This is a genomic window from Pseudodonghicola flavimaris, from assembly GCF_030164425.1.
Classification (GTDB): Bacteria; Pseudomonadota; Alphaproteobacteria; order Rhodobacterales; family Rhodobacteraceae; genus Pseudodonghicola; species Pseudodonghicola flavimaris.
In genome coordinates, this window is sequence record NZ_JASNJD010000009.1 from 31,930 (window position 1) to 52,527 (window position 20,598).

Below are 20,598 nucleotides of genomic sequence, written 5' to 3' on the forward strand. Positions count from 1 at the left end.
AGGGCAGAAGGAGAGACCGATGAGCTGGATCGCCGAGATCCCCTATGGTGCCTATTGGAGCACGCCATTCGCCAAGTGGCAGGGCAGTTTTGCCGGCCTGCACAGTATCGAGTTCGCCGCCCATGTCGCCCGCCGCGAACTGGCGGCCCGCGATATCGCGCCGGAGCGGATCGACTATGGCGTGCTGGGCACATCGGTGCCGCAGAAAGGCAGCTTCTACGGCCTGCCCTGGCTGACCGGGATGATCGGGGCCGGCCATGTCGGCGGGCCGACGATCTCTCAGGCCTGCGCCACCGGGGCGCGGATCATTCAGGCCGGGGCGCAGGAAATCCAGGCCGGCGGGGCCGATGTGGTGCTGGCGGTGGCGGCGGACCGGACGTCGAACGGGCCGCATCTCTATTATCCGGCGCCTGCCGGGCCGGGCGGAACCGGGGTGGCCGAAAACTGGGTTCTCGACAATTTCAACCACGACCCGCTCGGCGGGCATCCGATGCTGGAGACGGCGGAGAATGTGGCGCGGAAATACGGCATCGGCACCGAAGAGCAGCACGCGCTGGTGTTGCAGCGGAGCGCCCAGTACCAGGCCGCCTGCGCCGATGACCATGCGTTTCACCGCCGCTACATGAGCCTGCCGTTCGAGGTGCCGAAACCGGGATTTGCCGCCGTCTCGCACCGGCTGACCGGGGACGAGGGGGTGATCCCGGGCGATGCGGCGAAGCTGCGGGCGCTGAAGCCGGTGCAGCGGGGCGGCACCGTCACCTATGGCGGCCAGACCCATCCCGCCGACGGATCGGCGGGGATGATCCTGACCACACCGGCGCGCGCGGCGGAGCTCAGCCGCGATCCGGCGATCCGCATCCGGTTGCTGGGCTTCGGTCTGGCGCGCACCGAACTGGCCCATATGCCGGAGGCGCCGGTCCGGGCGGCAGCGCGGGCGTTGCAGGCGGCGGGGCTGGAGATCGGGGCGATCGACGCGGTGACCTCGCACAATCCCTTCGCCGTCAACGACATCGTTTTCGCCCGAGAGACCGGCTTCGATCCTGGGCGGATGAACGCCTTCGGCTGTTCGCTGATCTGGGGGCATCCGCAGGCCCCCACCGGTCTGCGCGCCACCATCGAACTGATCGAGGAACTGGCGTTGCGGGGGGGCGGGCATGGTCTGTTTCAGGGCTGCGCGGCGGGGGACACCGCCATGGCGCTGGTGCTGAAGGTCGGCGCCTAGGCGGACTGCAGGACAGGGACAACACGCGGAAAACCCGCGGACCTACGGGGAGAGACGGAATGGATGTGTTTCTGATCGGGGCGTTCACCTCGCCCTTCGGCAAGCGGCCCGAGGCCGACTTCAAGGCGCTGACGCGGGAGGCGGTGACAGGGGTTCTGGCGGATGCGGGCCTGGATGACGGGCGGGCGATCGACACCGTTCACTTCGCCAACAGCTTCATGCACCACTGGGGGCAGCACCTGATCCGAGGCAACGTCTGCCTCGCCCCGCTGGTGGAGGCCGGGCTGTTGCTGCGGCACACGCCGGTGTTCAACGTCGAAGGCGCCTGTGCCGGCGGCTCCATCGCCTTTCGCGGCGCGGTGAACGAGGTGCGGGCCGGCAGCGCGCGGCTGGCACTGGCCGTCGGGGTGGAAAAGCTGTTCGATCCGGACAACCCGACGGTGATGCAGCAGCTGTTCGACGGCGGTTTCGACAGTTTCGACCGGGATCGCTGGATGCGTGAATACCGGGATACGGCGGCGGCTGCCGGGTTCCCCTATGCACCGGGGCCGGGTCGGCCGGTGACCATGGATACCTATGCGATCCAGGCCGCCTGGCACATGGCGACCTATGGGACCACCGTCGAGCAGATCGCTGCCGTCGCGGCGAAGAACCATGCGCATGCGGTGCATAACCCCAAGGCGCAATACCGCACGGCAATGACCGTCGAGCAGGTCCTGGCGGACAAGCCCATCGCCGCGCCGCTCACCCGCGCCATGTGCGCCCCGATGAGTGACGGCGCGGCGGCGGTGCTGGTCTGCGACGGTGCCACGCTGGCGACCCTGCCGGCGGTCACCCGGCAGCGGGCGGTGCGGCTGCGCGCCAATGTGTTCACCGGCGGCTCGTTCCGGCAGGCCGAGGAGCCCAGCCTGACGCGGCCGGCGGTCGACCGGGCCTATGCGATGGCGGGTCTGGGACCGGAGGATATCGACGTGGTCGAGGTCCATGACGCGACCTCCTTTTGCGAGATCTACCAGACCGAGATGCTGCGCCTGTGTCCGGAGGGGGGCGGCGGCGCCTTCGCCGCGGCGGGGGAAACCGCACTGGGCGGCCGGGTGCCGGTCAACCCGTCGGGCGGGCTGGTGTCCAAGGGGCATCCGCTGGCGGCCACCGGTCTCAGCATGCTGACCGAACTGGTGACGCAGCTGCGCGGCGAGGCTGGCGCGCGCCAGGTCGCGGGCGCGCGGATCGCCCTGCAACAGAACGGCGGCGGGACCCTCGGGCTGGAGGAGGCGGTCTGCTCGATCACCATTCTGGAGCGCCGCGGCTGAACCCGCGATGCGCCGGCTGATACCGGGCCAAACAGATACAGACCCAATGAAATGCCAAATCAAAATCACATAAACCTTCGGGAGGTATTCATGAACATTCGCAAGACATTGGCCGCCTTTGCCCTGATCGCCGGTGGCTGGGGGGCGGTTGCCGCGCCGGCGCAGGCCGAAGATCAGGTCACCTTTTCCTTCGCCACCTGGGTGCCGCCGGGCTATCCGCCGCTGTTTGCCGGGCTGACCCCCTGGATGGACTCGATCGCGGCGGAGTCCGAGGGCTCCATCGCCTTCGAGCTTTACGAAGGCGGGGCGCTCGGCAAGGCCAAGGACCACTATGACATGGCCGCCAGCGGCATCGCCGATATCACCTGGATCGTCCCCGGCTACACCCCCGGCCGGTTCCCGATCCTGGAGCGGGTGGAGTTGCCGTTCACCTTCGCCGCCTCCGCCGCGGCGGCAGGGGCGGCGGCGCAGGCGTGGTATGCCCCCTTCGCCGCCGAGGAGATGGCCGAGGTCAAGCTGCTCTTGCTGCATACCAATGCCTTCGGCACGTTCCACACCAAGGATCTCGAAATCCGCCGGCCCGGCGATATCAGCGGCCGCACGGTGCGCCCGGCCAATGCCGGCATCGCCAAATGGGTCAGTGCGCTCGGCGGATCGTCGGTGCCGATCCCGGCGCCGGAGGCCACCGATGCGCTGTCGCGCGGCACGGTCGACGCGATTTCGCTGCAATGGGACACGCTGCGCGATTTCGGTATCGACCGCGCCGCGCGCACCCACACCGACGGCAAGTTCTATACCTCCTTCTTCGCCATCGTGATGAACAAGGCGGCCTGGGGCCGGTTGTCCGAAGCGCAGCGCGCGGTGATGGAGCATCACATGACCCCGGAATGGGCCGGGCGGGTGACCGCCGGCTGGGAAGAGGTGGACGCCAGGGGGATCGCCGCGCTCAAGGCCGAGGCGGCCGCGGGCAAGCGCAGGATCGTCGAGTTGAGCGATGCCGACCGCCAGGCCTGGCGCGACACGGTCGCGCCGCTGCGGGCGGCCTGGGCCTCGGAGGTCGCCGAACGGACCGGCCGCGATGCCGCCGCCATCGAGGCCGCGCTTCAGGCCAGTATCCTGTCGCATGGCGCGGGCGGGAACTGAGCGCGTGCTGTTGCGGCTGATCGACCGCATCATGGAGGTCGTGCTGTCGGTCAGCGCGGCCATCCTGTTGCTGATCGCGGTGCTCACCTTCGTTTCCGTCCTGATGCGCTATCTCTTCGTGATGCCGATCCCGGACCACTACGACATCTCCCGCCTGACCATGGCGGTGCTGATCGGCTGGGGCACCGCCTATTGCTTCGCCCGCGACAGCCATATCGATGTCGATCTGCTGACCGCCCTGTTGCCGGTGCGGGGGCAGCGCGGGCTCTGGGGGGTGACGTCGCTCCTCAGCCTGGGGTTCCTGGCGGCGGTTGCGGTGCTGCTCTGGCGCCACGGGCTGGCGCTCAGGGCATCGGGCGAGGGCACCTTCGATCTGGGGCTGCCGGTCTGGCCGTGGATTCTGGCTACCTCCGCCGGGTTCGGGGCGGGGGCGCTGACTCTGCTCCTGCGGCTGGTGGCGGCCTGCTGCAGCCCCGGGGCGGGGCGACATCGGGAGGCAGCGCATGGATCGTGAAACCATCGGGCTTGTCGGCTTTGCCGGGCTCTTCGTGCTGATCGCGCTGCGGGTGCCGATCGGTGTTGCCATGAGCGTGGTGAGCCTGGCAGGCTTCGCCGCCATCGTCGGCCTCGACCCGGCGTTGCAGACCCTGCCGCTGGCGACGCTGAACGCGCTGGCGAACTGGGAATTCGGGCTGATTCCGCTGTTCATCCTGATGGGAGCGGTCGCCTCCGAAGCCGGGATGAGCCGGGCGCTCTATCGCGCGGCCAATTTCTGGATCGGCCATCTGCGCGGCGGGCTGGCCATGGCGACCATCGTCTCGGCGACCGGCTTTGCCGCCATCTGCGGCTCCTCGGTCGCCACCGCCGCGACGATGACGCGGATCGCCCTGCCGGAGCTGGAGCGCAACCGCTATCCGCAGGTGCTGTCGCTGGGTTCGATCGCCGCCGGCGGGACGCTGGGCATCCTGATCCCGCCCTCGGTGCCGTTGGCGATCTACGGGATCATCACCCAGACCGACATCGGGCTGCTGTTCATGGCGGGACTTCTGCCGGGGCTGCTGGCGGCGGCGCTCTATCTGCTGACCATCTATCTGTGGCGCCGGGTCGGCGGGCTCGAGCTGAAGGCGCGCCGGCCGGCGGGCGCGCGGGCGCGGTGCAAATCTCTGCTGCTGGTGCTGCCGACGCTGGGGCTGTTCGCGGTGGTGATGGGCGGCATCTATGCCGGTGTCTTCACTGCGACTGAGGCGGCGGGTGTCGGCGCTGCCGCCGCCATCGTCATCGGGGTGGTGCAGCGCAAGCTGCCGCGCGCGGCTCTGCTGCGGGCCCTGCGCGAAACGGTGGCGACCTCGTCCTCGCTGTTTCTGGTGCTGATCGGGGCGCTGCTGTACGGGCGGTTCCTGGCGGTGACCCGGCTGCCGCAGATGCTGAACGGCACCGTCGAGGGGTTCGGCCTGTCCCCGCTGGCCACGATCCTGGTGCTGCTGGGGGTCTTCGTGCTGCTGGGCTGCGTGCTGGATGCGATGGCGATCCTGCTGCTGATGGTGCCGCTGGTGATGCCGCTGGTCGGGGCCTATGGCTTCGATCCGGTCTGGTTCGGGATCGTGACGGTGATGGTGATCGAGCTGGGGCTGATCACGCCGCCCATCGGCATGAACATCTTCGTCATCCGCTCGGTCCGGCCGGAGGCGCCGCTGGGGGCGATCTATCGCGGTGTCATGCCCTTTGTCGCGATGGATGTGCTGCGGGTGCTGCTGGTGGTCTTCATTCCCGCGATTGCCCTGATCCTGCCGCGGGCGATGGGCTACTAGCAGCGTGCGGGGGCCTCATGTCCGGGGCCCCCGCACCATGATCTCGGCCTGCCGCACCGCGCAGCTGAGACCGTCGAGCACGGGGACCGGCAGGGCGGGGGCAAGCTGCCGGGTCATGCCGGCGGTAATGGCGCCGCCGAGAACGAGGACATCGGGCGCCTCGCGGTCGAGGACATCGCGCGCCAGCTGCAGCATGTCCCGGGCGGTGCCGGCCGGATCGCGGTGGCTTTCCAGCACACCGCGGTCGAGCGCATGGATGCCGCTCAGCCGTTGCCCGATGCCATATGCCGACGCCAGCTTGCGGATGCCGCCGACGGCAGAGGGGGCGACCGTCAGGATGGAAAACCGCGCACCGAGCATGCAGGCATGGAACATCGCCGCCTCGGCGATGCCGATCACCGGAAAGGCGACCTCACGGCGAATCGCCATCAGGCCGGGGTCGCTGAAGCAGGCGATGACCGCGGCATCATACTGGGCGGCGGCGCCGGTGATCGCAGCATGGGTGGCCTGCGCGGCGATCTCCACATCCGCCGGCGTCTCGATCGCGGCGGGCCCGAAGGGGGCGGTGACCGCGGTGATCCGGGTTTCGCGGCGCACCACAGCCGCCGCCTCGGCCTGCAGCAGCGCGGTGATCCCGACGGATGTATTGGAATTGACGATCAGCAGATCCATCGCCGCGCCCTCGGGCCTGTCACCGGGCCTGTCACCGTGCCTGTCACCGGGCGCTGGCCGACCAGCGGGGCAGGCCGGCGGCGGCTCTCCACGCATGGGCGATCTCGGCGCGGGTGGCGAACCAGACACTGCCTTGGGTGGTCATGTGCTCCAGCAGCTTTTGCAGGCCGGCGATCCGGCCGGGACGGCCGATGATGCGCTGATGCAGGCCGACGGACATCATCCTGGGCTGCTGCTCGGCCTCCTGCCGCAGCCAGTCGAAGGCATCGGCGCAATAGCGGGTGAAATCGCTGCCGAAGACGAAACCGCCACCGGGGCTGAACCGCATGTCGTTGGTGTCGAAACTGTAGGGCAGGATCACATGCGGTCTGCCGGCGGGCGCGACGACATAGGGCAGATCGTCGTTGTAGGCATCGGAATCATAGAGAAACCCACCGTGTTCGCAGAGCAGCCGGCGGGTATTGACCGAGGCCGCAGAGCGGGTGTGCCAGCCCACCGGGGCGGTGCCGGCGATCCGGGTCAGGCTGTCGACGCTGCGCGCGATCACCGCGGCCTCCTGCGTCGGGTCCATGCCGGCGTGGCGCTCCCACCTGTATCCATGGCAGGAGATCTCGTGACCACGGGCGGCGGCCTCGGCGATCAGCTCGGGCGCGCGCTCTGCGGCGCGGGCGCAGGTGCTGATCGTGGCCCGGATGCCGTGGGCCTCCAGCAGGCCCAGGATGCGGTCGAACCCGACGCGGGGGCCGTATTCGAAATGCGAGGTCATGCAGGGGTCGGGTGCGCCCGTCACTTCCTCCCGCACCTCGTAGACGGGTTCGTTGCGTTCGTCGCCATCGGCGATCGACAGCTCTGCGCCTTCCTCGAAATTCAGCACGAAAGAGACGGCCAGACGGGCGCCGTTGGGCCAGGCCACATCGGGGCGGTGGCCGCGGTAGCCGAGGAAATCGCGCCGGGCGAGGGGCGGCGCGGCGGTCAATCCGGGCGCTCCAGGTGGGCGAAGGCCGTCGCCAGCGCCTGGGATTTGCGGCGGTCGCCGCCGAGGTCGAGGCTGTCCATCACATCCTGCAGGTGATGCCGCATGGCATGGGCGGCGGCGTTCTCGTCACCTGCGGCGATCTTGTCGATCAGATCGGCGTGACCTCCGAGCGAGCAGCCCGAGGACGCCGGCCGCTGATAGAGCGCCACCACGAGGCTGTCGCGCGAAACCAGTTCGCGCACCATCTCTGACACCACGTCGTTGCCGGTGATGCGCGCCAGCTCGCAGTGGAATTCCCCGGTCAGCCGATGGGCACGGGCGCCGTTCCGGCGGTCCCGCGCGCTTTGTTCCTCGGCGACGATATCGCGCAGCATCCGGATGTGTCGCGGCTGGGCCAGACGGGTCGCGGCGCGGATGACGCCTTCTTCGATGATCTGCCGGGCCGCGTTCACGGTGCGCGCCTCTTCGACCGAGGGGCGGGCGACAAAGGCGCCGCGCATCGGTTCGATCACCACGATCTTCTGATCGGCGAGCCGGTGCAGGATCGGCCGGATCCGTGTCTTGCTGACGCCGAACACCTTGCCCAAATCGTCCTGGCCGAGCTTCTCCCCGGGAGAGAGCCGGCCTTCGACAATGGCATCGAAGATCTCGTGGTGGATTTCATCGTCGGTCATCGGTTCCGTCTTGGACGTCATGATTTAGCTCAGATCGTATACGATAATTAAGTGCTTTCGCGTACTACCTTTGCCGCGAAAAGTGCCGTTATGCAAGGCCTCGTGCCTGACGCGGACCGGGATTCGGATGGAAGCCTGCCATATTCACCTATTTTTCCGTCAAATTTCGAAGGTCGAGCCGGAAATTGCCGGTTTCCTGCGCAAATGCTCGCGTCAGGGCGAAAAGGGCGCAATCTTTATCATATCGTATACGATTATTCTTGCAAATGTGATCCGATTGGGCTGCGCTGGCGCCATTCTCCCGCAAGACGGGACATAAAAACGATCAGACAGGGAAGATAAGCAATGAAAGTCATTCGGAAGACCAAGACACTTCTCGCGGCGGCGGCTCTCATCGCCTCTGCCGGCGCGGCAACGGCGGAAACCAGCTGGACCATGGCCAGCGGCTATGCCGACAGCAACTTCATGACCCAGAACATCCGCAAGTTCATCGAGGATGTTCAGAGCTCCTCGGGCGGGGCGCTGACGATCTCGCTGCATTCCAACGGTACGCTGATGAAGCTCGATGCGATCCGGCGTGCGGTGCAGACGGATCAGGTGCAGATCGGGGAAATCCGTCTCGGCTCCTATTCCAACGAGGACCCGATGTACAACCTGGCCGGGCTGCCCTTCGTGGCCGGGGATTACGATAGCGCCTGGAAGCTGATGCAGGCGCAGAAGCCCTATTTCGATACGCTCTTCGACAAGATCGGTCTGAAGGTTCTGGCCTATCAGCCCTGGCCGGGGCAGGGCTTCTATACGAAGTTCCCGGTGACCGGTCTGGCCGATTTCAAAGGGCAGAAGCTGCGGATCTATTCCAAGGCGACGCAGGACATGGGCAACTCCCTGGGGTTCGAGGCGACGATCCTGCCCTTTGCGGAAATCCCGCAGGCCTTCGCGACCGGCCTGATCGACGCGTTGTTCACCAGCCCGCAGACCGGTATCGACATCCAGGCCTGGGATAACACCGACTACTTCACCGCCGCCGGCGCGATGTACACCAAGAACGCCATCGTGGTGAACAAGGATGCCTTCGAGGCGCTGCCCGAAGAGGTGAAGGCGGCTCTGGTCGCGGCCGGCGAGACGGCCACCAAGCGCGGCTGGGACATGAGCAAGGAGACCTATGCCAAGCAGCTCGGCATTCTGCGGGAAAATGGCATGACGGTTGCGGATGCGCCCGAGGAAGTGATCGCGAAACTGAAAGAGATCGGCCTGACCATGATGGCGGACTGGCAGGCCTCCGCCTCGCCCGAAGCGATCGCGGTTCTGGACGCCTACAAGGCCGGCCTCTGAGCGATTTCATGACGTGTGGCCCGCTTCCGGCTTCGGCCGGGAGCGGGAAATTCTCGAATGAAATCTGTTTGGAGGTGTGTGAATGCGTAGCGGTCTTGATCTTCTCTATCGGCTGAGCGGCGGCCTGGCGGCCTTCTTCCTGATGATGATCGCGGTCACCATCGTCGCGCAGATCGTCGGGCGCGCCGTCGGCGTCACCATCGATTCGACGGAAAGCGGCGGCTTCTTCCTGGCCGGGACCACCTTCATGGGCATGGCCTATACGCTGAAGACCGGCGGTCATATCCGGGTGTCGCTGCTGGTGTCGCGGCTGAGCGGTGCCGCCGCCCGGGGGGCCGATATCCTGGCCTGTGGCTTCGCCGCATTCGGCAGCGCCTACCTGTGCTGGGAAACCTACGGGATGACCCATGATTCCTGGCGCTTCGGGGACCTGAGCCCGGGGCTGCTGGCGGTGCCGATCTGGATTCCGCAATCGGTGATGCTGGCCGGGCTGGTTCTGCTGACCATCGCCCTGATCGACGACCTGATCCTGCTGCTGCGGGGCGCCATCCCGGGGTTCGCCGCGCCGCATGAAACGGCGCTGGACGGGATCGAGCAGGGCGAATGAGGCGACGGGGAAAGGAAATGCAATGGATGTTCTGACGACGACCGGCATTCTCGGCCTCGTGCTGCTGGTGCTGCTGGCCGGTGGGCTGTGGATCGGGGTCACGCTGATGGCGGTGGGGTATGTCGCGCTCGCCGCCTTCTCGCCGGCGCCGGCGGGATCGCTGATGGCGACCACGCTGTGGGATCACAGTTGGAACTGGGCGTTGACGGCACTGCCGCTTTTCGTCTGGATGGGAGAGATCCTGTTTCGCGCCCGGTTGTCCGAGGACATGTTCGCCGGGCTCGCCCCCTGGCTGGACCGGCTGCCGGGTCGGCTTCTGCACGTCAATATCGTCGGCTGCGGCGTGATGGCGGCGGTGGCGGGGTCCTCGGCGGTGACGGCGGCGACGGTCGGACGGATGAGTCTGCCGGAGCTGAAGCAGCGCGGCTACAGCGAAACCATGTCGATCGGCACGCTGGCGGGCTCCGGCACGCTGGGCCTGCTGATCCCGCCGTCGATCATGATGATCGTCTACGGCATTTCGGCACAGCAATCGATCTCGCGGCTGTTTATCGCCGGCATCGTGCCGGGGTTGCTGATCATGGCGCTCTTCATGGGCTATGTGATGATCTGGTCCGCCTTCAACCGTGGCGCGGTGCCGCCGGCGGGCCCGCGCCTGCCGCTGGCCGAGAAGCTGCGCCGGTCGCGCCGGCTGCTGCCGGTGCTGCTGCTGATCGTGGCGGTGATCGGGTCGATCTACGGCGGTTATGCCACCCCGACCGAAGCGGCGACGCTGGGCGTGTTCGGGGCGCTGGGGCTGGCGGCGGTGGCGCGGGCGCTGAGCTGGCAGAGCTTCGTCGACAGCCTGATGGCGGCGACCCGTACCAGCTGCATGATCATCGCCATCATTCTGGGTGCCGCCTTTCTCTCTGTCGGCATGGCGTTTCTGGGCATTCCGGCGACGCTGGCCAACTGGGTGTCGGCGCAGGGGCTGTCGCCGGCGATGCTGTTGGTGCTGCTCACGCTGATCTACGTCGTGCTGGGCTGCTTTCTCGAAGGCGCCTCGATGATCGTGCTGACCACCTCGGTGGCGCTGCCGATGGTGGTTGAGGCCGGTTTCGATCCGGTCTGGTTCGGGATCTACCTGATCGTCGTGGTCGAGATGGCGCAGCTGACGCCGCCGGTGGGGTTCAACCTGTTCGTGCTGCACGGGATGAGCGGTCGCGACATGTGGACGGTGACCAAGGCGTCGGCCCCCTTCTTCGGGCTGCTCACGCTCGGGGTTGCCCTGCTGGCCCTGGTGCCGGAGCTGGCGACCTTCCTGCCGCAGCTGATGCTGGCGCGTTGAGGGCGGATTGACAGGGGGCGGGGCGGTCGCCTAACTGGCGCTTGCCGAAAAGATTTCAGGCCGGTTCGGTTATTCCGGCCCCCGCTGTTCGCGGGATTGCTCATGCACAGCCATGATCCCACGGCGCCGTCTTTTTTCAGGACGGTGCCGGGGACGCTCCAGCGGGTGTTTCGGTGCCGTCCGACAACGTAAACTAGAGAGATACTTCGGATGGACAAGAAATCCCTGCTTCTGGCTCAGGTGCTGATCACTTTCATGATGGCCCTGTCGATGTCCGGCATCATGTCGATGATTCACATGGGGCCGACGCGTGAGTGGCTGGCGACCTGGCCGCGCGAATTCATCATCGCCTGGCCGATCGCCTTCGTCCTGACCCAGGGCGTCGGGCGGATCGCGTTTTTCGTGGTGCACCGGCTGCGCCCGCTGACCTAAGCCCCTGTAAGCCAGGGTGAAAAGGCGCCGCGGGCGAGCGCGTTGCGGGGCCGCCGGGCGGCGGACCCCGCACTCTGCCTTGAAATTGCCGTCATCCCCGGCTATGTGCGCTGCCAAGCAGACAGGATTCCCAGCTCATGGCCACCACCAACCCCGTTCAGTTCATCCAGCAGGTCCGTGCCGAGATCGCCAAGGTCGTCTGGCCGACGCGGCGTGAGGTGTTCTTGACCACGGTCATGGTCTTCATCATGGCGGCGCTGGCTGCGATTTTCTTTGCCCTGGTCGATCTGGGCATCCGCAGCGGTCTGCACGGCATTCTCACGATCTTCGGCTGATCCGGGCCGGGGCGCGGCGGCCTGACTGGTGTGGTCGCCGAAATCGTCCTGCCCCCTTGATCATTCGTCCCTATACTTGTAGGTGACCCCCTACCTTTGGGGTATGGCGTGCGGCGATTCGAGGCGCACGCCGATTTTTATTCCGGGGGGCGCGGCGGCGCCGTGCGAGAGATTTCAAGACGACCCGGCGCATGTCGGGATCCGGACCAGGACAAGGACATCAAGGCTTATGGCGAAGCGGTGGTATTCGGTCAGCGTTCTTTCGAATTTCGAAAAGAAGATCGCGGAACAGATCAGGACCGCGGCGGCCGAAAGCGGCCTCGACGATCAGATCGATGAAGTGCTGGTGCCGACCGAAGAGGTCATCGAGGTGCGCCGGGGCAAGAAGATCAAGACCGAGCGCCGGTTCATGCCGGGCTACGTCCTGGTGCATATGGAAATGTCCGATCAGGGCTATCACCTGATCAGCTCGATCAACCGGGTGACCGGGTTCCTCGGGCCGCAGGGCCGGCCGATGCCGATGCGCGATGCCGAGGTCAACCAGATCCTCAACCGCGTTCAGGAAGGCGAGGAAGCCCCGCGCACCCTGATCAGCTTCGAGATCGGTGAACGGGTCAAGGTCAACGACGGTCCGTTCGAGGACTTCGACGGCATGATCGAGGAAGTCGACGAGGACAACCAGCGCCTGAAGGTGTCGGTGTCGATCTTCGGCCGGGAAACCCCGGTCGAGCTGGAATTCACTCAGGTCACCAAACAGGCCTGAGCGGACGCTCTCCGCGCCTGACGGCCGCTCCTCCTGCGCGAGGGTGGCCCGGCAGGGGTGGCGGGGCGAAATCGTGGGAGGCGGAGGCCGCGCGCGGGCTCACCACACCACGGGCAACCTGGCCTGTCGACGCGTCGGCAGGTGCTGAAAAAGGAGATGGCCAATGGCCAAGAAACTCATCGGGCAGCTCAAGCTGCAAGTCAAAGCCGGCCAGGCGAACCCGTCGCCGCCCGTCGGCCCGGCGCTGGGTCAGCGCGGCATCAACATCATGGAATTCTGCAAGGCGTTCAACGCCAAGACTGCGGATATGGAGCCCGGTGCGCCGTGCCCGACCGTGATCAGCTACTATCAGGACAAGTCCTTCACCATGGACATCAAGACGCCGCCGGCGTCCTACTTCCTGAAAAAAGCTGCCAAGCTGCAATCGGGTTCGAAAACCCCGGGTCGCGCCGTTGCCGGTTCGGTGACCGTGGCACAGGTGAAAGAGATCGCCGAAGCCAAGATGAAAGATCTGAACGCCAACGACATCGATGGCGCCATGCAGATCATCCTGGGCTCCGCCCGCTCCATGGGCATCGAGGTGAAGTAAGATGGCAAAGCTCGGTAAACGTACCCGCGCCGCGCGCGAAGCCTTCGCAGGCAAGGAAGACATCACCGTCGAGGAAGCCGTTGCCCTGATCAAGGCGAACGCCTCGGCCAAGTTCGACGAAACCGTCGAGATCGCGATGAACCTGGGCGTCGATCCGCGTCACGCAGACCAGATGGTCCGCGGTGTGGTCGGCCTGCCGAACGGCACCGGCAAGGACGTCCGCGTTGCGGTCTTCGCCCGTGGCCCGAAAGCGGATGAAGCCACCGCAGCCGGTGCGGACATCGTTGGCGCCGAAGACCTGATGGAAACCATCCAGGGCGGCACCATCGAATTCGATCGCTGCATCGCCACCCCGGACATGATGCCGATCGTCGGCCGCCTGGGTAAGATCCTCGGCCCGCGCAACCTGATGCCGAACCCCAAGGTCGGCACGGTGACCATGGATGTCGCTCAGGCCGTGCAGAACGCCAAGGGCGGTGAAGTCCAGTTCAAGGCGGAGAAAGCCGGTGTGGTCCATGCCGGTGTCGGCAAGGTCTCCTTCGACGACGCCAAGCTGGTGGAAAACATCCGCGCCTTCATCGGCGCCGTGGCCCGCGCCAAACCGACCGGCGCCAAAGGCACCTACATGAAGAAGATCGCTCTGAGCTCGACCATGGGCCCGGGCGTCTCGATCGACGTCGCGAACGCTTCCGGCGAGTGATCGCAGGCTGATGCAGGGCGAGTGGCGCGCCGCCGCGATCCTGAATGAGGGCCTCGCCGATACCCTGCGCTTCGCCGCGTGGTATCTTTCCGAGGGGGCCCATTCGCTCCTGCTGATGTTCGACAATCCCCAGGACCCCGCCATCGGGGTCCTGGACCCCGATCCCCGGATCACCTGCATTCCCTGCACGGCTGAGTTCTGGCGCGATCTGGGCATGGCGCCTGACGCCAATTTCCCAAAACGACAGAATGCCGCCCTGACCTGGGCTTATCGGCAGACGCGGGAGCCCTGGTTCCTGAACGTCGATGCCGATGAGTTCCTCTATGTCGAAGGGAGGTCGATCGCCGATCTGCTGGCGGCTGAGCCGGCGGATGTCGAGGCGGTGCGCATCATTACCGCCGAGGTGGTGACGCCGGTGCCGGCGCGAGCGGCGCTGCAGTTCCGCTTGCCGATGGAGCGGCCTGCGGCCAAGCGGGTCTATCGCCGGGATGCGCCGCTGTTCGGGCCCCGGCGGCGCGGGCTGATCGGTCACCCGCAGGGCAAATCCGCCACCCGCACTGGGCTCGCCGATGTGCGGGTGCGTCAGCATTGGGTGGAGCGAGCGGGCGGTGGCATCGTCGCGGAGCGCGAGATCGGCGCGGCGGAGCGCTGTTTCCTGCTGCACATGATCGGCCAGGACTTCGCCGCCTGGCGCCGCAAGCTCGACTGGCGCTCGGGTTCGCGCGGCTTCACCACGCCGCTGACCGAACGGATCGCGGCGGCGCGGGCCGAACCGGACGCGGAGGCGCGGCTGCAGGCGCTGCACGATGCGATGCACAAGATGGACGATGCCGCCCTGGCGCGGCTGGAGGCGGAGGGCGCCCGGCTGGAACTGGCGCTCGATCTCGATGCCCCGGCGCGCGGGATGTTCGGCGCAGCCTTCGCCCCGGCACTGACCTGATCCGCGCCGGTCCGATTGGCGGTATGCCGGATCGGGAAAAGACGCGGGCGGGCGTTTTACCCCTTGGAAACCCCCTGATTTCGTCCTAAGTACACCCCCGAGGTAAAGCGTGCGATTCGTCGTGCGCTTTATTTCGTTTCGTCCAAGACGGTGGGTGGGGTCCTCGTGGCGCCTTAATATCCTGCCTGAGACGGGAAAGACCAGATTGGCCGGGGGCTATGCCTTCGGGTGATTTTTGGCCAACCCGTATTTCGGACCTGAACGCCGGATCTGATCCGGCAAACTTGAGCCGGGACGCGGGTTATGCGTCCCAAACTTGGAGAGAACTGTGGATAGAGCCCAGAAAGAGAAAGTGGTCGAGGAACTCGGCCAAATCTTCGAAAGCTCTGGCGTTGTGGTGGTTGCCCACTACACCGGTCTGACAGTTGCTGAGATGCAGGACCTGCGTTCGCGTGCACGCGAAGTCGGTGGGGCCGTGCGTGTTGCCAAGAACAAGCTCGCCAAAATCGCCCTTGAGGGTAAGCCCTGTGAAAGCATGGCAGACCTGCTGACCGGGATGACCGTTCTGACCTATTCCGAGGATCCTGTGGCTGCGGCCAAGGTTGCCGAGGACTTCGCCAAGGAGAACAAAAAGTTCGAAATCCTTGGCGGTGCAATGGGTGAGACCGCTCTGGACCGGGCTGGTGTCGAGGCCGTGTCGAAAATGCCGTCGCGCGAGGAGCTCATTGCCTCCATCGTCGGCTGCATCGGCGCACCTGCCTCCAACATCGCCGGCGCGATTGGCGCACCTGCAAGCAACATCGCAAGCATCCTTTCGACCATCGAAGAGAAGGCGGAAGCCGCGTAAGCGGATTGTGACATGTCCTGACCGGCGTAGGGATGATCCCCTCACGTTGGAACACACATCTAAACGGAAAGAGCTGATAAAATGGCTGATCTGAAGAAACTGGCAGAAGAGATCGTTGGTCTGACCCTGCTGGAAGCCCAGGAACTGAAAACCATCCTGAAAGACGAGTACGGCATCGAGCCCGCCGCTGGCGGCGCTGTGATGATGGCCGGCCCGGCAGGCGACGCCGGTGGCGCTGCCGAAGAAGAAAAAACCGAATTCGACGTCGTTCTGAAGAACGCCGGCGCTTCGAAAATCAACGTGATCAAAGAAGTTCGCGGCATCACCGGCCTGGGCCTGAAAGAAGCCAAGGAACTGGTCGAAGCCGGCGGCAAGATCAAAGAAGGCATCGAGAAAGCCGAAGCCGAAGAGATCAAAGCGAAGCTGGAAGCAGCTGGCGCCGAGGTCGAGTTGGCCTAAGCCAGACGCGGTGCGCACAGACGTACCGTTCGAATGTGAGGCTGGATCCGGGGAATCCGGGTCCAGCCGAACCTGTCTCAGAAAGGACCCCGCCGCAGATCGGGATCTTTTCTAAGGCGTGGTTCAGCCGATCGGGAAGGTCGCCAGTCGGGACGGCGGCCGTGAATTGATCACAGAACACGTAGTCTCTGATGGGCAAGCGGCCGGTGCCCGGCGGCCGTCTTGTCCGGTGAGAAACTGAAAGGTGACCACTGACATGGCGCAAACCTTCCTTGGACAGAAACGTCTTCGTAAGTATTACGGCAAAATCCGCGAAGTGCTGGAGATGCCGAACCTCATCGAGGTGCAGAAGTCGTCCTATGACCTGTTCCTGAATTCCGGCGACCAGCCCGATCCGAGCGATGGCGAAGGCATCATGGGCGTGTTCCAGTCGGTCTTTCCGATCAAGGATTTCAACGAAACCGCGGTTCTGGAATTCGTCAAATACGAGCTGGAAAAACCGAAATACGACGTCGAGGAATGTCAGCAGCGCGACATGACTTACAGCGCCCCGCTGAAGGTCACGCTGCGCCTGATCGTCTTCGATGTGGATGAGGACACCGGCGCCAAATCCGTCAAGGACATCAAGGAACAGGACGTCTTCATGGGCGACATGCCCCTGATGACTCCGAACGGCACCTTCGTCGTCAACGGGACCGAACGGGTCATCGTGTCCCAGATGCACCGGTCGCCGGGCGTGTTCTTCGATCACGACAAGGGCAAAACGCACAGCTCGGGCAAATTGCTGTTCGCCTGCCGCATCATCCCCTATCGCGGGTCCTGGCTGGATTTCGAATTCGACGCCAAGGACATCGTCTATGCGCGCATCGACCGTCGCCGCAAACTGCCGGTGACGACGCTGCTCTATGCGCTGGGGCTGGATCAGGAAGGCATCATGGATGCCTATTACGAAACCGTCACCTACTCCCTGCGCCGCGGCCAGGGCTGGGTCACCCCGTTCTTCCCCGAGCGGGTGCGCGGCACCCGTCCGACCTATGACCTGGTCGATGCCGCCACCGGCGAGATCATCGCCGAGGCCACCAAGAAGGTGACCCCGCGCGCGGTCAAGAAGCTGATCGACGAAGGCGCGGTCACCGAACTGCTGGTGCCGTTCGAGCATATCGTCGGCAAATTCGTCGCCAAGGACATCATCAACGAGGACACCGGCGCGATCTATGTCGAGGCCGGGGACGAGCTGACGCTGGAATACGACAAGGGCGGCGAGCTGATCGGCGGTACTGTCAAAGAGCTGATCGACGCGGGCATCGACGAGATTCCGGTGCTGGACATCGATAACATCAACGTCGGCCCCTACATCCGCAACACCATGGCGATGGACAAGAACATGAGCCGGGACACCGCGCTGATGGACATCTATCGGGTGATGCGCCCGGGCGAGCCGCCCACCGTCGAGGCCGCCTCGGCCCTGTTCGACACCCTGTTCTTCGACAGCGAGCGCTATGACCTCTCGGCCGTCGGCCGGGTGAAGATGAACATGCGCCTGAACCTGGATGCGCCGGACACTCTGCGCACCCTGCGCCGCGAAGACATCGTCGCCTGTATCAAGGCGCTGGTGGAACTGCGCGACGGCAAGGGCGACGTCGACGACATCGACCACCTTGGCAACCGCCGGGTGCGCTCGGTCGGCGAGCTGATGGAAAACCAGTATCGCGTCGGTCTGCTGCGGATGGAACGTGCGATCAAGGAACGCATGTCCTCGGTCGAGATCGACACGGTGATGCCGCAGGATCTGATCAACGCCAAACCGGCGGCCGCCGCGGTGCGCGAATTCTTCGGCTCCTCGCAGCTCAGCCAGTTCATGGACCAGACCAACCCGCTGTCGGAAGTCACCCACAAACGCCGCTTGTCGGCGCTTGGGCCGGGCGGTCTGACCCGTGAGCGTGCCGGCTTCGAGGTGCGCGACGTGCACCCGACCCACTATGGCCGGATGTGCCCGATTGAAACGCCGGAAGGCCCGAACATCGGTCTGATCAACTCGCTGGCCACCTTCGCGCGGGTGAACAAATACGGCTTCATCGAAACCCCCTACCGGGTGGTGAAGGACGCCAAGGTCACCGACGAAGTGCACTACATGTCCGCGACCGAGGAAATGCGTCACACCGTGGCGCAGGCCAACGCGACGCTGGATGCCGAGGGGCAGTTCATCAACGATCTGGTCTCCACCCGTCAGTCGGGCGACTATACCCTGGCACCGCGCGAAAGCGTCGATCTGATCGACGTGTCGCCGAAGCAGCTGGTGTCGGTCGGGGCCTCGCTGATCCCGTTCCTGGAAAACGATGACGCCAACCGCGCACTGATGGGCGCCAACATGCAACGTCAGGCGGTGCCGCTGCTGCGCGCCGAGGCGCCGCTGGTCGGCACCGGGATCGAGGGCAAGGTCGCCATCGACTCTGGCGCGGCCATCCAGGCGAAACGTGCCGGCATCATCGACCAGGTCGATGCGCAGCGGATCGTGATCCGTGCCACCGAGGACCTGAGCCTGGGCGACGCCGGCGTTGACATCTACCGGATGCGCAAGTTCCAGCGGTCGAACCAGAACACCTGTATCAACCAGCGTCCGCTGGTGAAGGTCGGCGATCTGGTGACCAAGGGCGAGGTGATCGCCGATGGTCCGTCGACCGATATGGGCGAGCTGGCTCTGGGCAAGAACGTCTGCGTGGCCTTCATGCCGTGGAACGGCTACAACTACGAGGACTCGATCCTGATCTCCGAGCGGATCTCGCGCGATGACGTCTTCACCTCGGTTCATATCGAGGAATTCGAAGTCGCCGCCCGCGATACCAAGCTCGGGCCGGAAGAGATCACCCGCGACATCCCCAACGTCGGCGAGGAAGCGCTGCGCAACCTCGACGAGGCGGGCATCGTCTACATCGGTGCCGATGTGGAACCGGGCGATATCCTGGTCGGCAAGATCACCCCGAAGGGCGAAAGCCCGATGACGCCGGAAGAAAAGCTGCTGCGCGCCATCTTTGGTGAAAAGGCATCCGACGTGCGCGACACCTCGCTGCGGGTGAAGCCGGGCGATTTCGGCACCGTTGTCGAGGTCCGCGTGTTCAACCGCCACGGGGTGGAAAAGGACGAACGTGCCCTGCAGATCGAGCGTGAGGAAGTGGAGCGTCTGGCCCGCGACCGCGACGACGAGCTGGCGATCCTCGACCGCAACATCTACGCCCGTCTGAAGGACATGATCCTGGGCAAGACCGTTGCCAAGGGGCCGAAGGGCATCAAGTCCGGTTCCGAGATCACCGAGGACCTGCTGGGCAGCCTGTCCCGCGGTCAGTGGTGGCAGCTGGCGCTGGAAGAAGAGGCCGACGCGCAGATCGTCGAGGCCCTGAACGAGCAGTATGAGGTGCAGAAACGTGCCCTCGATGCCCGCTTCGAGGATAAGGTCGAGAAGGTGCGCCGGGGCGACGACCTGCCGCCGGGCGTGATGAAGATGGTCAAGGTCTTCGTCGCGGTGAAGCGCAAGCTGCAGCCGGGCGACAAGATGGCCGGCCGTCACGGCAACAAGGGTGTGGTCTCCCGCGTGGTTCCGATGGAGGACATGCCGTTCCTCGCCGACGGTACCCCGGTCGATCTCTGCCTCAACCCGCTGGGTGTGCCGTCGCGGATGAACGTCGGTCAGATCCTCGAAACCCACATGGGCTGGGCAAGCCGTGGTCTGGGCCTGAAGATCGACGATGCGCTGCAGGACTATCGCCGCTCGGGCGATCTGACGCCGGTGCGAGACGCGATGCGCTTCGCCTATGGCGACGATGTCTATGAAGAGGGCATCGCCGGCATGGACGAGGATCATCTGGTCGAGGCGGCGAAGAACGTCACCCGCGGTGTGCCGATCGCGACGCCGGTCTTCGACGGCGCGAAAGAGGCCGATATCAACGACGCGCTGCAACGCGCGGGCTTCGATACCTCGGCACAGTCGGTCCTGTTCGACGGCCGCACCGGTGAGCAATTCGCGCGCAAGGTGACGGTGGGGATGAAGTACCTGCTGAAACTGCACCACCTGGTCGACGACAAGATCCACGCACGTTCCACCGGCCCGTACAGCCTGGTCACCCAGCAGCCGCTGGGCGGGAAGGCGCAGTTCGGCGGTCAGCGTTTCGGGGAGATGGAAGTCTGGGCGCTGGAAGCCTATGGCGCCGCCTACACCCTGCAGGAAATGCTGACGGTGAAGTCGGACGACGTGGCTGGCCGGACCAAGGTCTACGAGAGCATCGTCAAGGGCGAGGACAATTTCGAGGCGGGCGTTCCCGAGAGCTTCAACGTGCTCGTGAAGGAAGTCCGCGGCCTCGGCCTGAACATGGAACTCCTGGACGCGGAGGGCGAGGAATAAGGGGAGCAAGATTTTTCGAAAAATCTCGGCAAGTTTCTTCACAGAAACTTGCCGCCCCTTCCTGCCCGA

General features: G+C 65.4%; 20 protein-coding genes. 17 read left to right on the top strand and 3 right to left on the bottom strand.

The annotated features are described in order from the left end of the window. Positions 1 to 19: 19 nt before the first annotated feature. The 5 genes from QO033_RS13215 (at position 20) to QO033_RS13235 (ending at position 5,483) form a co-directional block, all read left to right on the top strand. Positions 20 to 1,222, top strand: a complete 1,203-nt coding sequence (locus QO033_RS13215) for a thiolase family protein (protein ID WP_284481452.1) — start codon at positions 20 to 22, stop codon at positions 1,220 to 1,222. 59 nt (positions 1,223 to 1,281) lie between these two features. Next, positions 1,282 to 2,532, top strand: coding sequence for a thiolase family protein (locus QO033_RS13220; RefSeq protein ID WP_284481453.1), 1,251 nt, complete (start codon positions 1,282 to 1,284; stop codon positions 2,530 to 2,532). A 90-nt stretch (positions 2,533 to 2,622) separates the two neighbouring features. Beyond that, positions 2,623 to 3,675 (top strand): TRAP transporter substrate-binding protein, encoded by a 1,053-nt coding sequence (locus QO033_RS13225; RefSeq protein WP_284481454.1) that lies wholly within the window; start codon positions 2,623 to 2,625, stop codon positions 3,673 to 3,675. 4 nt (positions 3,676 to 3,679) lie between these two features. Then, a complete protein-coding gene (locus tag QO033_RS13230; RefSeq protein WP_284481455.1) occupies positions 3,680 to 4,189 on the top strand; it encodes a TRAP transporter small permease in 510 nt (169 codons plus the stop codon). Next, positions 4,179 to 5,483 (top strand): TRAP transporter large permease, encoded by a 1,305-nt coding sequence (locus QO033_RS13235; protein WP_284481456.1) that lies wholly within the window; start codon positions 4,179 to 4,181, stop codon positions 5,481 to 5,483. Before QO033_RS13230 ends, QO033_RS13235 begins: the two co-directional genes overlap by 11 nt. 15 nt (positions 5,484 to 5,498) lie before the next feature. Here the strand turns inward: QO033_RS13235 and QO033_RS13240 are convergent, their stop codons facing one another. The 3 genes from QO033_RS13240 to QO033_RS13250 are packed head-to-tail and all read right to left on the bottom strand — an operon-like array spanning position 5,499 to position 7,826. Beyond that, positions 5,499 to 6,155 (bottom strand): aspartate/glutamate racemase family protein, encoded by a 657-nt coding sequence (locus QO033_RS13240; RefSeq protein WP_284481457.1) that lies wholly within the window; start codon positions 6,153 to 6,155, stop codon positions 5,499 to 5,501. Between the two features lie 43 nt (positions 6,156 to 6,198). Further along, positions 6,199 to 7,131 carry a polysaccharide deacetylase family protein gene (locus QO033_RS13245; protein ID WP_284481458.1) on the bottom strand — a complete coding sequence of 311 codons (933 nt, stop codon included), beginning with the start codon at positions 7,129 to 7,131 and terminating at the stop codon, positions 6,199 to 6,201. Then, complete coding sequence (locus QO033_RS13250) at positions 7,128 to 7,826, bottom strand: GntR family transcriptional regulator (protein WP_284481459.1); 699 nt, start codon at positions 7,824 to 7,826, stop codon at positions 7,128 to 7,130. The genes QO033_RS13245 and QO033_RS13250 overlap by 4 nt, the downstream gene beginning before the upstream one ends. A 324-nt stretch (positions 7,827 to 8,150) precedes the next feature. On the opposite strand from QO033_RS13250, the gene QO033_RS13255 reads away from it, so the two are divergent. The 12 genes from QO033_RS13255 to rpoB all read left to right on the top strand — a co-directional run bounded on the left by QO033_RS13255 (position 8,151) and on the right by rpoB (position 20,529). Next, entirely contained in the window at positions 8,151 to 9,137 is a 987-nt protein-coding gene (locus tag QO033_RS13255) for a TRAP transporter substrate-binding protein (RefSeq protein ID WP_284481460.1), read from the top strand. Positions 9,138 to 9,219: 82 nt separating this feature from the next. Then, entirely contained in the window at positions 9,220 to 9,744 is a 525-nt protein-coding gene (locus QO033_RS13260; protein ID WP_284481461.1) for a TRAP transporter small permease, read from the top strand. A gap of 22 nt (positions 9,745 to 9,766) precedes the next feature. Then, complete coding sequence (locus tag QO033_RS13265) at positions 9,767 to 11,071, top strand: TRAP transporter large permease (protein WP_284481462.1); 1,305 nt, start codon at positions 9,767 to 9,769, stop codon at positions 11,069 to 11,071. Between the two features lie 210 nt (positions 11,072 to 11,281). Beyond that, positions 11,282 to 11,503 (top strand): DUF2798 domain-containing protein, encoded by a 222-nt coding sequence (locus tag QO033_RS13270; protein ID WP_284481463.1) that lies wholly within the window; start codon positions 11,282 to 11,284, stop codon positions 11,501 to 11,503. 137 nt (positions 11,504 to 11,640) lie between these two features. Then, positions 11,641 to 11,838, top strand: coding sequence for a preprotein translocase subunit SecE (secE, locus tag QO033_RS13275; protein WP_284481464.1), 198 nt, complete (start codon positions 11,641 to 11,643; stop codon positions 11,836 to 11,838). 229 nt (positions 11,839 to 12,067) lie between these two features. Next, positions 12,068 to 12,601 (top strand): transcription termination/antitermination protein NusG, encoded by a 534-nt coding sequence (nusG, locus tag QO033_RS13280; protein WP_284481465.1) that lies wholly within the window; start codon positions 12,068 to 12,070, stop codon positions 12,599 to 12,601. A gap of 163 nt (positions 12,602 to 12,764) precedes the next feature. Beyond that, positions 12,765 to 13,190, top strand: a complete 426-nt coding sequence (gene rplK / locus QO033_RS13285; protein ID WP_284481466.1) for a 50S ribosomal protein L11 — start codon at positions 12,765 to 12,767, stop codon at positions 13,188 to 13,190. Position 13,191: 1 nt separating this feature from the next. Next, complete coding sequence (gene rplA / locus QO033_RS13290; RefSeq protein ID WP_284481467.1) at positions 13,192 to 13,890, top strand: 50S ribosomal protein L1; 699 nt, start codon at positions 13,192 to 13,194, stop codon at positions 13,888 to 13,890. A gap of 10 nt (positions 13,891 to 13,900) precedes the next feature. After that, entirely contained in the window at positions 13,901 to 14,830 is a 930-nt protein-coding gene (locus QO033_RS13295) for a glycosyltransferase family 2 protein (RefSeq protein ID WP_284481468.1), read from the top strand. Positions 14,831 to 15,158: 328 nt separating this feature from the next. Next, complete coding sequence (rplJ, locus tag QO033_RS13300; protein WP_284481469.1) at positions 15,159 to 15,677, top strand: 50S ribosomal protein L10; 519 nt, start codon at positions 15,159 to 15,161, stop codon at positions 15,675 to 15,677. 81 nt (positions 15,678 to 15,758) lie between these two features. Next, positions 15,759 to 16,136 carry a 50S ribosomal protein L7/L12 gene (gene rplL, locus QO033_RS13305; protein WP_284481470.1) on the top strand — a complete coding sequence of 126 codons (378 nt, stop codon included), beginning with the start codon at positions 15,759 to 15,761 and terminating at the stop codon, positions 16,134 to 16,136. Positions 16,137 to 16,392: 256 nt separating this feature from the next. Beyond that, entirely contained in the window at positions 16,393 to 20,529 is a 4,137-nt protein-coding gene (gene rpoB / locus QO033_RS13310; protein ID WP_284481471.1) for a DNA-directed RNA polymerase subunit beta, read from the top strand. The last annotated feature ends 69 nt before the right edge of the window (positions 20,530 to 20,598 follow it).